A 13335-nucleotide genomic window follows, 5' to 3' on the forward strand; every position below is an offset into this window, starting at 1 on the left:
ACCGGCCGACCACGCGGCCTGGCGGTAATCCAACCGTTGACCTGGTCAGACATATCAGCAATTCGCTACAGCAGAGCTGACAAACCACGACAAGCCGGTGCTTTCCGCCTTGAGTAAAACATCGTCGCAGGCAGCCGGTCAATGATCTTTCAGAGGTGACTTGGGTGACGAAGCCATGAACCGCACGCCAACGCGGAATTCCTTGACGAGGCAGATAAACCCTAGGTTAAATCACCGCTCGCGGCTTTACTGGCTCGCGGCAAGCTGGTACCTGCGAGTACTGCATCCTGTCGACACGGGCCGCGCCGCCGGGGCGCGGGCCGGCCTCGCACGCGATCCCGGTCATGACCGGTTTGGCCGTGTCACTGGAACCGTTCCCTGTCCACCACGGATCTGGCCGTCCGGGCTACCCGACGTCGTCCGCGACGGAACGATCAGGTGACCGATCACGCCGGATGCGCGTGCCGAGGTCACCTGATCGCGGCCGGTCCACATGCTGGAGAGGATCAGGCGACCGATCCACGCCGATCCCGGGTGCGGACGACACCTGATCGTTGCAATCGACCCGATCAGGTGACACATCGAAGATCAGGTGACATCCCCCGGGGCACGTCACCGCCGAGGAGGGGTCAGCGAATGGGCTCGGGGCGATAGACGGCCAGAGCCGACTGGAACGCCGGCACCGGCAGGTAGTCAGAAGCCTCCGGGACGGCGCCGGTCAGCATCGCCAGCTGGGCGCGCAGCTCGTGGACCTCGGCCTCGAGCTCCATGATCCGCTTGATGCCCACGAGGTTGACACCGTCCTCCTGGGACAGGCGCTGGACCTCGCGGAGCATCTCGACCTCGCGCAGCGAGTACCGGCGGCCGCCGCCCCCGGTGCGCCGCGGCGACACCAGGCCGAGCCGGTCGTACTGCCGCAGCGTCTGCGGGTGCATGCCGGCCATCTCGGCCGCGACGGAGATGACGTATATCGGCTCGTCGTCGCTGACCCGCCGCGCCGCGCCCGACATCGCCACGATGAACCGTGCCCCGGCCTCCATGGTCATGCCTCCTTCGCCGCCAGGTTCATGAGCTCGGCCCGGACGTCGTCGCCGGACGTCGCCGTCTGGAATTCCTCGAGAGCTTCCTTAGCCGTCCCCTTGAGGCTCTGCGGCACCGCGACCTCGACCGTCACCAGGAGGTCGCCGCGGGTGCCGTCCTTGCGCGGCGCACCGCGGCCGCGGACGCGGAAGGTGCGCCCGTTGGGCGTGCCGGGAGGTAGCCGCAGGGTCACCGCGCTGCCGCCGAGCGTGGGCACTTTGATCTCCGAACCCAGCGCGGCCTCCGGGAACGTGACCGGCACGGTGACCGTGAGGTTCTCGCCGCGGCGACCGAACACCGGGTGCCCGCCGACGTGGATGACGACATACAGGTCACCCGCCGGACCGCCACGCTCGCCCGGCACGCCCTTGCCGCGCAGCCGGATGCGCTGCCCGTCGACCACGCCGGCCGGGATGCGCACGTGCATGACCTTGCTGGTGGTGCCGCGACCGGAGCCGCTGCACACCGGGCAGGGGTCGTCGACGACCAGCCCGCGGCCCTTGCAGTCCTTGCACGGTTCGGCCATGCCGAAACCACCGGAGTCGGTGCTGGTGAAGCCGGTGCCGGTGCAGGTGGGGCACACCCGGGGCACCGTGCCGGCCCGGGCACCGGTGCCGGCGCACGACGGACAGGCCGACGAGCTGGTCAGTTTCAGCGGGATGGTCTTGCCCTCGACCGCCTCGGTGAACGTGACCGTGACCTCGCGCTCGACGTCGGCACCGCGCCGGGTACCGGTGCCACGCGGGCGGGTGCGCTGGCCGAAGATGCCGCCGAACACGTCGCCCAGGCCGCCGCCGGCGCCGGACCCTGAGAAGATGTCGCCGAGGTCGAAGTTGAACGACCCGCCGCCCGCGCCGCCGCCCGGCGTGCGGATACCACCGCCGAACAGCGTGCGGGCCTCGTCGTACTGCTTGCGCTTCTGCGGGTCCGACAACACCGAGTAGGCCTCGGAGACGTCCTTGAACCTCTCCTCAGCGACCTTGTCGTTGGTGTTGCGGTCGGGGTGGAGCTCGCGAGCCAGGGTGCGGTACGCCTTCTTGACCGTCGCCGCGTCGGCATCCTTCGAGACGCCGAGGATCTTGTAATAGTCCTTCTCGATCCAGTCCTTCGTGCTCACTCGCTCCCCCCTCCTCTCAGGTTCTGGCGGCGGGTTTCAGCCCTCCGCACTCAGCTGTCCTCATTGTCCGCCGCGGCGCGCTCGGTTGTCTCGGCGCCGTCCGCACCGGCGTCCGCGCCCGGTGAGCTCGGCAGCGCCTCGGTGGGTTCGGCGACCGCCACCCGGGCCGGTCGGATCACCCGCTCACCGACGCGGTAGCCCGGCTGCAGGATCTGCGTGCAGGTGGGCACCGCGACGTCGTCGGCGTAACCGTGCATCAGCGCCTCGTGGATGGTCGGGTCGAACTCGTCGCCCGGCTCACCGAAGCGCACCAGGCCCACCTTCGACGTCACCGCCTCCAGCGCCTCGCCGACGGACCGGAACGCGCCGGTGAGGTCACCGTGCTCGCGCGCCCGCCCGATGTCGTCGAGGACGGACAGCAGCTCGGTCAGCACCTCGGCCTTGGCGTTCTCGCGGACCAGCTCGCGATCGCGCTCGACTCGCTTGCGGTAGTTGACGTACTCCGCCTGCAGCCGGCGCAGATCCTCCAGCCGCTCGGCCGCCTCGGCGCGGGCGCCGGCGAGTTCGTCGGCCAGTGCGCCGTCGGCGACGGCCGCGCCCGCAGCCGGCGTCGCCTGCCCGGCCCCGGGATCGGTGTCGCCGGCCCGGCGCTCGCCGGTCTCGGGGTCGATGCGCCGACGATCCCGGATGACCGGCTTCAGCTCCTCCGCACCCTCCTCGGGCGTGTCAGGTCGCTCCGCGTCGGTCACTTGTCGTCCTTCTCCTCGTCCACGATCTCGGCCTCGACGACGTCCTCGTCGACGGTGTCGCCGGACGTGGCCGACGACGCGCCGTCACCGGCGGCGCCCGCGTCGGCGCCGGCGGCACCAGCGTCGGACGGGGCCTGGGCGTTGGCGTAGATGGCCGCGCCCAGCGCCTGGAACGCCGTCTGCAGGCGCTCGGTGCTGGACTTGATGGCCGCGTCGTCGTTGCCCTCCAGCGCCTTCTTGGCCTCGGCCAGCGCGGAGTCGACGTCGTCGCGGACCTCCTGCGACAGCGTCCCGACCTTCTCGGTGTTGTCGGCCAGGAACTTCTCGGTCTGGTAGACCAGGGACTCGGCCTGGTTGCGGCCCTCAGCGGCCTCGCGACGCTTGCGGTCCTCCTCGGCGTACTGCTCCGCCTCGCGGACCATGCGGTCGATGTCGTCCTTGGGCAGCGACGACCCGCCGGTGATGGTCATGGACTGCTCGCGGCCGGTGCCGAGGTCCTTGGCGGACACGTGCACGATGCCGTTGGCGTCGATGTCGAACGTGACCTCGATCTGCGGGACGCCGCGCGGCGCCGGCGGCAGACCGGTCAGGTCGAACGTGCCGAGCTTCTTGTTGTACGCCGCGATCTCGCGCTCGCCCTGGTAGACCTGGATGCCCACGGTCGGCTGGTTGTCGTCTGCCGTGGTGAAGATCTCCGACCGCTTGGTCGGGATGGTCGTGTTGCGCTCGATCAGCTTGGTCATCACGCCGCCCTTGGTCTCGATGCCGAGGGACAGCGGGGTGACGTCGAGCAGCAGCACGTCCTTGACCTCGCCGCGCAGCACGCCGGCCTGCAGGCTGGCGCCGACGGCGACGACCTCGTCCGGGTTGACGCCCTTGTTGGGCTCCTTGCCGCCGGTGAGTTCCTTGACCAGGTCGACGACGGCGGGCATGCGGGTGGACCCACCGACCAGCACGACGTGGTCGATCTGGTCGACGGAGATGCCGGCGTCGCGAACGACGTTCTGGAACGGCGACTTGGCCCGAGCCAGCAGGTCGGCCGTCATCTGCTCGAACTGCGCGCGCGACAGAGTCTCGTCGACGTGGACGGGGTTCTTCTCCGCGTCCTGCGCGATGTAGGGCAGCGAGATGGACGTCTGGGTGCTGGACGACAGCTCGATCTTGGCGCGCTCGGCGGCCTCGCGGACGCGCTGCATGGCGATCTTGTCCTTGGAGAGGTCGAGCCCGTGCGCGGACTTGACCTGGCCGATCAGCCAGTCGACGACCTTCTGGTCCCAGTCGTCGCCACCGAGGTGGTTGTCGCCGCTGGTGGCCTTGACCTCGACGACGCCCTCGCCGATCTCGAGCAGGGACACGTCGAACGTGCCGCCGCCGAGGTCGAACACGAGGATGGTCTGGTCGTGCTCACCCTTGTCGAGGCCGTACGCCAGCGCGGCCGCGGTGGGCTCGTTCACGATCCGCAGCACGTTGAGGCCCGCGATCTCGCCGGCCTCCTTGGTGGCCTGGCGCTGCGCGTCGTTGAAGTACGCCGGAACGGTGACGACGGCGTCAGTGATGGTCTCACCCAGGTACGCCTCGGCGTCGCGCTTCAGCTTCTGCAGGACGAACGCCGAGATCTGCTGCGGCGTGAACGTCTTGTCGTCGATCTGCTGCTTCCAGTCCGACCCCATGTGACGCTTCACCGACCGGATGGTGCGGTCCACGTTGGTGACGGCCTGGCGCTTGGCGACCTCACCGACCAGCACCTCGCCGTTCTTGGCGAAGGCCACGACCGACGGAGTGGTGCGCGACCCCTCGGCGTTGGCGATGACGGTGGGCTCGCCGCCCTCCAGAACAGCGACGACGGAGTTCGTCGTGCCCAGGTCGATGCCGACGGCTCGTGCCATGGCGGATACCTCCAGTGCTCGCCTTGCGTTGTTGAGTCAGTATGGCTCAAGTATCGCCGCGAGGTGGCCGGACCACAAATCCACCTTGAGTCCCCGCGACTCAACTTCTGTCAGGATCAACGAGCAACCCCGCCGGAGGATTCCCGGCACCGGCCTGCGTCTGAGGATTCCCCCAGAAACACGACGTACCCTGACCCCCATGTACCCGGACTTCGAGGACGACGACGCGCCCCGGCGGACCGATCTGCGCACCAGGCTGGTGGCCATCGTGCTCATCCTGTGCCTGGTCGCCGGCGTGGCGCCGTTCCTCATGAACCTGGTGTTCTAGCGCGATGACCGTGGAGCAGGGCACCCGCCCGCCAGCGGTACGCAGCCGCTTGCTCGGCGTGGACGCCGCACGCGGGCTGGCCCTGCTCGGCATGATGTCGGTGCACATCATCCCGGCCATCACCGACACCGGCGAACTCTCCGCGGCCCGGCTCATCGCCAGCGGCCGGTCGGCGGCCCTGTTCGCGCTGCTGGCCGGCGTCGGCCTGGCACTGGCCACCGGCGGGCGAACCCCGCTTCGCGGCCGGCCGCTGCTCGGCGCGAGCGTCGGCGTGGTCCTGCGCGCGCTCCTGATCTTCCTCGTCGGCCTGTGCCTCGGCGCCTTGGACTCCGGTGTCGCGGTCATCCTCGCCTACTACGGCCTGCTGTTCCTGGTGGCCATCCCATTTCTCGGCCTCGGGGCCCGGGTGCTGCTGCCGTTGGCTGCGACCTGGTCAGCGGTGGCACCCCTGCTCAGCCACGCCTACCGCGAGGGCGCGCCGCCGGCGTCGTACGACGTCCCCTCCCTGGACTCGCTGAGCCAGCCCGGCGACCTGCTGCGCGAGCTGCTGGTGACCGGCTACTACCCGGTGTTCCCATGGATGGCGTACCTGCTGGCGGGCCTCGGCATCGGCCGGCTGGCGCTGTCGTCGACCCGCGTGGCCGCGACGCTGTTGGCCGGCGGGGCCGCGCTGGCCGTGGCGGCCTGGGTCGCGTCCATGATCCTGCTCGAGCGCGGCCTCGAACACCTCGAGTCGGCCGGGCTCGGCGGCCACCCCGCCAGTCCGGTGAACTTCGGTGAGCACGTGCTCAACACGTCGTTCTACGGCACCGAGCCGGTCACCAGCTGGTGGTGGCTCGTCGTCGCTTCGCCGCACACGGCCACCCCGTTCGACCTGTTCCACACCATCGGCACCAGCGCCGCGGTACTCGGCCTGATGCTGCTGATCGCCGCCCGGGCCAGAGGGGTCATCTGGCCACTGGCGGCGATCGGCGGCATGACGTTCACGCTGTACAGCCTGCATGTCGTGCTGCTGTCCGGGCCCATACCGGGCGGCGAGCCGAACGCCTACCTGATCCACGTCGCCATCGTGTTCGCCGTCGCGATGCCGTGGCGGGCGTTCATCGGCCGCGGCCCGCTGGAGGCGCTGTCGGCGGCACTGGCCAGGCAGGCGCGCGAGCTCGTGGCACCCGGCCGGTCAGCGGCCCCGGGGCCATAGGACTCGCAGGTCCACGGCCTCGGCCATCGCCTGGTACCCGGCGTCGCCGGGGTGCAGGTTGTCGCCGGAGTCGTACGCGGGCAGCATCCGCAACGGGTTCGCCGGGTCGCGCAGCACCTCGTCGAAGTCGACCACGGCGTCGAACGCGCCCGATGTCCGAATCCAGGTGTTCACTGCGGACCGCACGGCCTCGCGCTCGGGTGTCCACGAGTGGTAACCCTGGAACGGCGCGAGCGTGGCGCCGACCACGCGCAGGCCGCGATCGCGGGAACGCTGGATGATCTGCTCGTACGCCGCGATCAACTTCTCCGGGTCGTACTGCGAGTTCGGCTGCTGGATGTCGTTGATTCCTTCGAACACGAACACCGTGCCCACCCCGGTCTGGGCGAGCACGTCGCGATCGAGCCGGGCGAGCGCGTTGTCGCCCTGGCCCGGGCTGTTCGCATCGAGCAGCAGCCGGTTACCGCTGATACCGGCATTGAGGATCCCGAAGCGGTGCGGGCGCGGCGCCTCGAGCATGCGGTCGGCCAGGTAGTCCGGCCAGCGCCGGTCAGCGTCGCGGGTGGAGCCGTTGCCGTCGGTGATGGAGTCGCCGAAGAACACCGCCGAGCCGGACACTGCGCCGCGCACGTCGAGCCCGTCGAGGAACCAGAACGAGGTCGTCGTGCCCGAATAGGCGCCGGCGCTCAGCGCTGTCGTCTGATCACCGGTCGCGGTCCAGCCGGTCGCATGCGCCAGCGCGTGGTAGGTCGCGGGACCCGTCGGACCAGGGACGTAGAGGCTCACGATGACGTCGCTGTCATCGGCGACACGCAGGTCGACAGGGTCGGACACCAGCTCGGCGCCGGCCGGGACGGTGACGCTCGACCGGCCCGAGAACGTCACCGTGCGCAGCGTGTCCGGATCGATGTCGCCGGCGGCCGCCCCCGGGAGCGCCAGCGTCGTCGACTCCACCACCAGGGGCGTCTCGCCGTGCACGTTGGTCAGCCGCAGCCGCACCTGCGATCCGCCGACGGAGACGTGCATCCGCTGCCGGACGGTGGTGTCGGTGAATCCGGCCAGCGCCTGACCCGACTCGGCCTCCGCGACGCCGGTGGCCCAGGTGCCTACCCATCCAGTGGTAGAGGACGATGCAGCCGTCGTGTCGGTGACATCGCTCGCCGGCTCTGCCGCCGCCGGCGGTGGTAAGGCTTCGGGTTCGACTCCGGCCGCGCCGGCCACGAGCGCCACGGTGGCCAGCACGGCGGTCGCGGGGGCGATCCAGGGGCGAAGGGTCCTCGGCAACCATCGGGTCAGGGGCATGGCGGCTCCTCGTCGAGTCCCGCGGCACCCGGCGGGGCACCGGGCGCTCGGCAGTCGTGACGCTAGGGCGCTCATTGCCCGACCCGCCAGGCATGGTGCGTTGAACGGACGTCGTTGTGCGGTAAGCGGTTTCCGGGCACCGTCGCCTTGATCCTCAAGAGTTGGCCCGGTCAGGGCCGGGTCAACTCTTGATGATCACACGCGAAGAGGGTCCTTGGTTGCTCACAAACTAGTTTGCGCTTTAAAGTGGTTGGCGTGACCGACCCGGAGTTGACGCCCGAGGAATCGCTGCGGCTGATCGCCCAAGGGCGGGCGGCGGTCGCCGTCCGGCAACGCGGTGCGATGCTGCTGTACTACCTGCCCTGGGGGCTGACCTGGTTCATCGCATTCGGCCTGTTCGCACTCGACCAGGGCCCAGGCAGCGACGGCCCGTGGATCGACCTGCCGGACACGCTCCCGCTGATCGTGCTGTTCACGCTGATGGCGGTGTCGATCGTCATCACCATCGGAGCCGGCCTGCGCGAAGCGACTCGGGTCGGCGGAGAGAGCAACCGCCGAGGCGCCATGTACGGCGTCAGCTGGATGCTGGCGTTCGGCACGATCTTCCCGATCCTCGGCCGGTTCGCCGAGTACCTACCCGACGACCACCGGGGCCTGCTGTTCGGCTCGGTCAGCATCGCGTTGACCGGCGTCTTCTTCCTGGCCGGCGGCGCCATCTGGCTCGACTGGAGCATGTTGGTGCTCGGCGGCTGGCTGCTGGTGGTGAACCTGGCCGGCGTGCTGGCCGGGCCCGGCTGGCACTCGCTGGTGGTCTCGGTCGCCGGCGGTGGCGCCATGATCGTCACCGCGCTGGTCGTGTCGGCGCCGGCCCGGCGGTCCCCGTCGTGACGCCGCAGCCACCCGACCTCGACCCCGTCATCCACGCACAGGCCAGGCTCCGCGTGGTCGCGGCGCTGTCCGCGCTACCCGTCGGCGACCACATGACCTTCCCGTACCTACGCACGGTGCTCGACATGACCGCGGGCAACCTCTCGGTACACCTCGGCAAGCTGGAGGACGCCCGCTACGTCGAGATCACCAAGACCCACCAGGGACGGAGGCCGGTCACGTACGTCGCCCTGACCACGCGCGGCCGTGCCGCATTCGACGACTACACGGCGGCCATCCGAGCACTGCTCGACGGCGCCACCGGATCGGAGCAGCCATGACCGACCCCATCGCCCGCGCCGTCGGCGTCTCCCGCCGGTACGGCGACGTGGTGGCGCTCGACCACATCGACCTCGACATCCCGCGCGGCCAGCTGGTCGGCCTGCTCGGCCCGAACGGCGCCGGCAAGACCACGCTGATCAACCTGTTCGTCGGACTGCGCCGCCCGGACCAGGGCCGTGTCGAGATCCGCGGCGGGAACCCGATGACGCCGGCCATCCGCCGGGTCCTCGGCGTGACGCCGCAGGAGACCGGGGTGCCGCTGAGCCTGCGCGTCGAGGAGACTGCCGACCTGGTGTCAGCGCATTTCGGCGATCCGGTGCCGGTGGCCGAGTTGTTCGAGCGGTTCGGCCTGACCGGGCTGGAGCGGCGGCAGTGCGGCTCACTCAGCGGCGGGCAGCGGCGCCGGCTCGCCGTGGCTCTGGCGTTCGCCGGCCGGCCCGAGATCGTGTTCCTCGACGAGCCGACCACGGGTCTCGACGTCGACGCCCGCCACCACCTGTGGGAGGGCATTCGCTCATTCCACGGCGAGGGCGGGACAGTCGTGCTCACCAGCCACTACCTCGAGGAGGTCGAGGCGCTGGCCGAGCGGGTCGTCGTCATCGACCACGGCCGCGTCATCCGTGACGGCAGCATCGCGGAGATCCGCGACGTCGCGGGCATGCGCCGGGTCAGCCTGTCGGCCGGCGACCTGCCCGAGCTGTCCGGCGTGGTCTCGACCGCGCGCGACGACGCCGGCCGCGCCCACCTCATGACCACCGATGCCGACCGGCTGGTGCGCGAGCTCGTCGCCAGCGGCGTCGACTTCCGCGACCTCGAGGTGCGCAGCACATCGCTCGAGGACGCGTTCCTCGCCCTCACCGACGAGCACCGGAGCCTCGCATGAGCCTGGCCCTGACCCACGCCCGCTACCAGTTCGCCGAGACGTTGCGCATCCCGGTCGCCGTCGTCGCCACGGTCTTCTTCCCAGCGGCGTCGATGCTGTTCTTCGTCGTCCCGAACACGGCCGACGACCCCCGCGCCGCCACCGTCGCGACCGCTTCGATGGTCGTCTTCGCCACCATGGTCACCTGCCTGTTCCAGTACGGCGCGGGGGTCGCCGAAGACCGTGCCCTGCCGTGGGAGGCGTTCGTGCGGACGCTGCCGGCCGGCGCCGGTCCGCGGTTCGCTGCCCGGGTCCTGGTCGGCACGACGTTCGTGCTCGTGGCGGTGATCCCGGTGGTGGTCATCGCGGCACTGCTCACCGAGGCCACGCTCAGCCCGGGCCGGTTTCTGGCCGCGCTCGGCGCACTGGTGCTCACGGTGGTGCCATTCACCCTGCTGGGCCTGGCCATCGGCTATTCGCTGCCCGCGAAGGCGGCCACCGCGGTGGCAACCATCTCGTTCCTGCCGCTGGCGTTCGGCGGCGGGCTGATGGGCGACCCCGAGCGACTGCCGGGCTTCATCGACACCATCGCGCCATACGTGCCGACGCGCGGCGCCGCGGAGCTGATCTGGGCAGCCGTCTCCGACTTCGCCGTCGACCCGGTGTCGATGGCGATGCTGGGGGTGTGGACGCTCGCGGCCGGGGTGGCGGCGGTCGTCGCGTACCGCCGGGACGAGGGCCGCCGGTTCCGCTGATCCGCCGCGAACGACGCCGTTGACAAGGCACACGAAGAACGGGCAATTTACCGCTTCGTTATTGACTCGTCAATGGCATCTTATTCCCTGTCATGACCATTGACCCGAAGTGGTGCTGTCGATACCGTACGTGACGCCCACCGTCCGGAATGTCCGGTGAATGTCACAGCGCCGAGCGCGACGCCGGTTCGAGCACACGGAGGTCCCATGTCAGTGAAACGCGCCCTCACGGGCATCGCCGTCACCGCACTGGCGGCAACGGCGCTGGTCATCGTCCCGGGTGATGACCAGGCCAGCACTGCGGACGCCGCAGCCGAGGACATTCCGACCCCGGAGGAGTTCTTCGGTTTCCCCATGGGAACAACAGGAGAACTCGCCGCATTCGACGAGATCAAGGACTACTTCGAACTGGTGGCCGAAGAGTCCGACAGCGTCGAGTACGAAGTGGCCGGCACGACGACGCTGGGCAACGAATACCCGATCATGCGCGTCAGCTCCGCGGCGAACCTCGCGCGGCTGGACGAGATCCTGGCCGCCAACGAGAAGCTCGCCGACCCCCGTTCCGGGCTCAGCGAGAGCCAGGCCAGGACCCTCGCCGAGCAGAGCGTGCCGGTCTACTACCTCGAGGCGACGCTGCACTCCAGCGAGGTGGGAAACCTGCCGGCACTGGTGGACGTGATCCACCGGCTCTCGACCGAGCGGTCGGAGTACGTGCAGAACATCCTGGACAACCTGGTGATCCTGGTGGTGCCGTCGGCGAACCCGGACGGCCAGCACCTCATGGTCGACTACTTCAACGAGACCGAGGGCACCGACTACGCGCGCACCTATCCGGACCTGTACCACAAGTACGTCGGGCACGACAACAATCGCGACTGGATCTTCTTCACGCAGCAGGAGTCGCGCATCCGCACCGATCTGGAGCAGCAGTACCGCCCGGTGATCCTGCACTTCATGCACCAGGCCGGCACGAACAGCCCACGGATGTGGGTGCCGCCCTTCGACGAGCCGATCGGCCCGAACATCGACTCCATCCCGATCTCCGCGGCCAACGCTCTCGGCGCCGAGGTGGCCAACGCCGCGGCCGAGGCCGGCCTCCCCGGGGTCAGCACCGACGATGCCTACGGGATCTTCTGGAACGCCGACGTGTTCGGCACCGGGCCGCATCGCGGTGCCTCTCTGTTCCTGCACGAGATCGCCTCGGTTCGCGACCTCGCGCTGCCGTTCTCGAACCCCGACGGCAGTCCGCCAGGAGCCCGCGACCGCACGATGCGCACCTTCGACCCGTACACCGAGAAGACGTGGACGCTGGAGCAGATCGTCGAGTACGCGAAGCTGTCGATGTACACCGCGCTGGACAGCGTGGCCAAGGACGCCGACGACTGGCTGTACAACAACCTGTACCAGGTCAACCAGAAGAACATGGAGCCCGACGGCGGCCCCGAGACGTACATCGTCCCCGCCGGCCAGCGTGACCCGTTCGCCGTCAAGCAGCTGGTGGAGATCTTCGACATCGCCGGTGTCGAGGTGGACCGTGCGCTGTCGACCGTTCGGGTGGGACGGCAGACCTTCCCGGCCGGCTCGCTGCTGATCCAGACACAGCAGCCGATGGGCAGCTGGGTGGACCAGGTGCTCGAGCTGGACGTGTACCCGGACTCCGCCCGCAAGTGCGGCGACTGTCCGCTGATCATGCCGTACAGCGAGACCACCGACAATCTCGCGATGCTGCTCGGCCTCACGGTGCAGGGGGTCGACGACGCCCGGGTGGCGCGTACCGAGCGGATCTCCGCCGACGACATCACCGCACCGGCCGTCCGCACCGCACCGGAGGGCGGCGCCTACCTGGTCCGGCCGACGTCCTACGGGCTCACGCACGTGCTCGCCCGGTTGCAGGAGAACGACGTCCCGGTGCTGCGGGCCACCGAGGCGTTCCAGGCCGGCGGCGCGTCGTACGACCCGGGAACCGTCATCGTCCCTGCCACCGGCCCCGCCCGCGACACGCTGGTGGAGGTCTCGGACCAGACGGCGCTGCCGGTGGCGGCGGTGCCGCAGGTACCGGAGGTGCCCGCGCTGGAGCTGAAGCCGGACACGAAGATCGGCCTGATCCGAGGTGCCAACAACATGCCCGGCGGCTGGTTGATGTGGCTGGCCGACACCTACGGCCTGAACTACGAGGTGGTGGAGGCCGACGACTATGCCGACCTCTCGCAGTTCGACACCATCCTCGTCGCGCCCGGCGTGAACAAGACCCGCATCGTCACCGGCCTCGACCCGGCCCGGTACCCGGAGGAGTTCCACTGGGCCCGCGGTGTCGGCGAAGCGGGCTGGCAGGCGCTGGCCACCTGGGTGAACGAAGGCGGCAACCTGGTGGCCGTCGGCACGGCGGCGGAGACGGCCCGCGAGCTGCTCGCGCTGCCCCTCACCAACGCCACCCCGTCGGACCGCGACGTGCTCAACGCGCCCGGCACGCTGATCAACGCCGAGTTCGACCCGGCCGCCCCGGCCACCTGGGGCATGCCGGAGTCGTGGCCGGTCTGGTTCTACAACAGCCCGGCCTACCAGGTCGGCGACGACGCCGCGACAGTGGCGTCCACCTACCCGGCCAGTGGTGAGCTACTGGCCAGCGGGTACGCGCACGGCCAGGAGGCGCTGCAGGGCCTGGCCAACGTCGTGACCCTCGGCGTGGGCGAGGGCCAGGCGACCGTCGCGGGCGCGGACATCACGTTCCGTAGCTGGCCGCGGGTGGCGTGGACGATCGTGGCGAACGCCCTATACAACGGCCCGGCCACGCCGGTGGACGCCGCGGCCAGGCTGGCGCAGTAGAGCGGTCGCAACGGTTCCGCCCCGGC

General features: G+C 70.0%; 12 protein-coding genes. 7 read left to right on the forward strand and 5 right to left on the reverse strand.

The window, feature by feature from the left end:
* Positions 1 to 629: 629 nt before the first annotated feature.
* From JIAGA_RS0124825 to dnaK, 4 genes are read right to left on the reverse strand one after another with little or no spacing between them, the layout of a single operon-like run.
* Positions 630 to 1010 (reverse strand): heat shock protein transcriptional repressor HspR, encoded by a 381-nt coding sequence (locus tag JIAGA_RS0124825; RefSeq protein ID WP_035815218.1) that lies wholly within the window; start codon positions 1008 to 1010, stop codon positions 630 to 632.
* 32 nt (positions 1011 to 1042) lie between these two features.
* Entirely contained in the window at positions 1043 to 2197 is a 1155-nt protein-coding gene (gene dnaJ, locus JIAGA_RS0124830) for a molecular chaperone DnaJ (protein WP_026877749.1), read from the reverse strand.
* 50 nt (positions 2198 to 2247) lie between these two features.
* Entirely contained in the window at positions 2248 to 2946 is a 699-nt protein-coding gene (grpE, locus tag JIAGA_RS32210; RefSeq protein WP_035812948.1) for a nucleotide exchange factor GrpE, read from the reverse strand.
* On the reverse strand, positions 2943 to 4832 hold the full coding sequence (dnaK, locus tag JIAGA_RS0124840; RefSeq protein WP_026877750.1) for a molecular chaperone DnaK: 1890 nt from the start codon (positions 4830 to 4832) through the stop codon (positions 2943 to 2945). Before dnaK ends, grpE begins: the two co-directional genes overlap by 4 nt.
* 199 nt (positions 4833 to 5031) lie before the next feature.
* Here dnaK and JIAGA_RS36040 point away from each other — a divergent pair, with 199 nt between their 5' ends.
* Both JIAGA_RS36040 and JIAGA_RS0124850 read left to right on the forward strand, forming a co-directional pair.
* The gene (locus tag JIAGA_RS36040; protein ID WP_281172732.1) at positions 5032 to 5160 is read left to right on the forward strand and encodes a hypothetical protein; all 129 of its coding nucleotides are present in this window, start codon (positions 5032 to 5034) and stop codon (positions 5158 to 5160) included.
* 4 nt (positions 5161 to 5164) lie between these two features.
* Positions 5165 to 6358: a heparan-alpha-glucosaminide N-acetyltransferase domain-containing protein gene (locus tag JIAGA_RS0124850; protein ID WP_026877751.1), complete on the forward strand. Its 1194-nt coding sequence runs from the start codon at positions 5165 to 5167 to the stop codon at positions 6356 to 6358.
* Here JIAGA_RS0124850 and JIAGA_RS32215 read toward each other — a convergent pair.
* Positions 6338 to 7660, reverse strand: coding sequence for an SGNH/GDSL hydrolase family protein (locus JIAGA_RS32215; RefSeq protein WP_084470089.1), 1323 nt, complete (start codon positions 7658 to 7660; stop codon positions 6338 to 6340). The genes JIAGA_RS0124850 and JIAGA_RS32215 overlap by 21 nt on opposite strands.
* Before the next feature lie 255 nt (positions 7661 to 7915).
* On the opposite strand from JIAGA_RS32215, the gene JIAGA_RS0124860 reads away from it, so the two are divergent.
* The 5 genes from JIAGA_RS0124860 to JIAGA_RS0124880 all read left to right on the forward strand — a co-directional run bounded on the left by JIAGA_RS0124860 (position 7916) and on the right by JIAGA_RS0124880 (position 13309).
* Entirely contained in the window at positions 7916 to 8548 is a 633-nt protein-coding gene (locus JIAGA_RS0124860) for a hypothetical protein (protein WP_026877752.1), read from the forward strand.
* Entirely contained in the window at positions 8545 to 8868 is a 324-nt protein-coding gene (locus JIAGA_RS0124865) for a winged helix-turn-helix domain-containing protein (RefSeq protein WP_026877753.1), read from the forward strand. The genes JIAGA_RS0124860 and JIAGA_RS0124865 overlap by 4 nt, the downstream gene beginning before the upstream one ends.
* The gene (locus JIAGA_RS0124870; RefSeq protein WP_026877754.1) at positions 8865 to 9752 is read left to right on the forward strand and encodes an ABC transporter ATP-binding protein; all 888 of its coding nucleotides are present in this window, start codon (positions 8865 to 8867) and stop codon (positions 9750 to 9752) included. Before JIAGA_RS0124865 ends, JIAGA_RS0124870 begins: the two co-directional genes overlap by 4 nt.
* Positions 9749 to 10486, forward strand: coding sequence for an ABC transporter permease (locus JIAGA_RS0124875; protein WP_026877755.1), 738 nt, complete (start codon positions 9749 to 9751; stop codon positions 10484 to 10486). Before JIAGA_RS0124870 ends, JIAGA_RS0124875 begins: the two co-directional genes overlap by 4 nt.
* A gap of 207 nt (positions 10487 to 10693) precedes the next feature.
* A complete protein-coding gene (locus tag JIAGA_RS0124880) occupies positions 10694 to 13309 on the forward strand; it encodes a M14 family zinc carboxypeptidase (RefSeq protein WP_084470091.1) in 2616 nt (871 codons plus the stop codon).
* Positions 13310 to 13335 lie beyond the last annotated feature (26 nt).

It is taken from the genome of Jiangella gansuensis DSM 44835 (assembly GCF_000515395.1).
Taxonomy (GTDB): Bacteria; Actinomycetota; Actinomycetes; order Jiangellales; family Jiangellaceae; genus Jiangella; species Jiangella gansuensis.

Coding starts and splice junctions, on each gene's coding strand:
- JIAGA_RS0124825 (WP_035815218.1), bottom strand. CDS start 1,010: ATGTCGGGCGCGGCGCGGCGGGTCAGCGACGACGAGCCGATATACGTC.
- dnaK (WP_026877750.1), bottom strand. CDS start 4,832: ATGGCACGAGCCGTCGGCATCGACCTGGGCACGACGAACTCCGTCGTC.
- JIAGA_RS32215 (WP_084470089.1), bottom strand. CDS start 7,660: ATGCCCCTGACCCGATGGTTGCCGAGGACCCTTCGCCCCTGGATCGCC.
- JIAGA_RS0124875 (WP_026877755.1), top strand. CDS start 9,749: ATGAGCCTGGCCCTGACCCACGCCCGCTACCAGTTCGCCGAGACGTTG.
- JIAGA_RS0124870 (WP_026877754.1), top strand. CDS start 8,865: ATGACCGACCCCATCGCCCGCGCCGTCGGCGTCTCCCGCCGGTACGGC.
- JIAGA_RS0124850 (WP_026877751.1), top strand. CDS start 5,165: ATGACCGTGGAGCAGGGCACCCGCCCGCCAGCGGTACGCAGCCGCTTG.
- JIAGA_RS36040 (WP_281172732.1), top strand. CDS start 5,032: ATGTACCCGGACTTCGAGGACGACGACGCGCCCCGGCGGACCGATCTG.
- JIAGA_RS0124880 (WP_084470091.1), top strand. CDS start 10,694: ATGTCAGTGAAACGCGCCCTCACGGGCATCGCCGTCACCGCACTGGCG.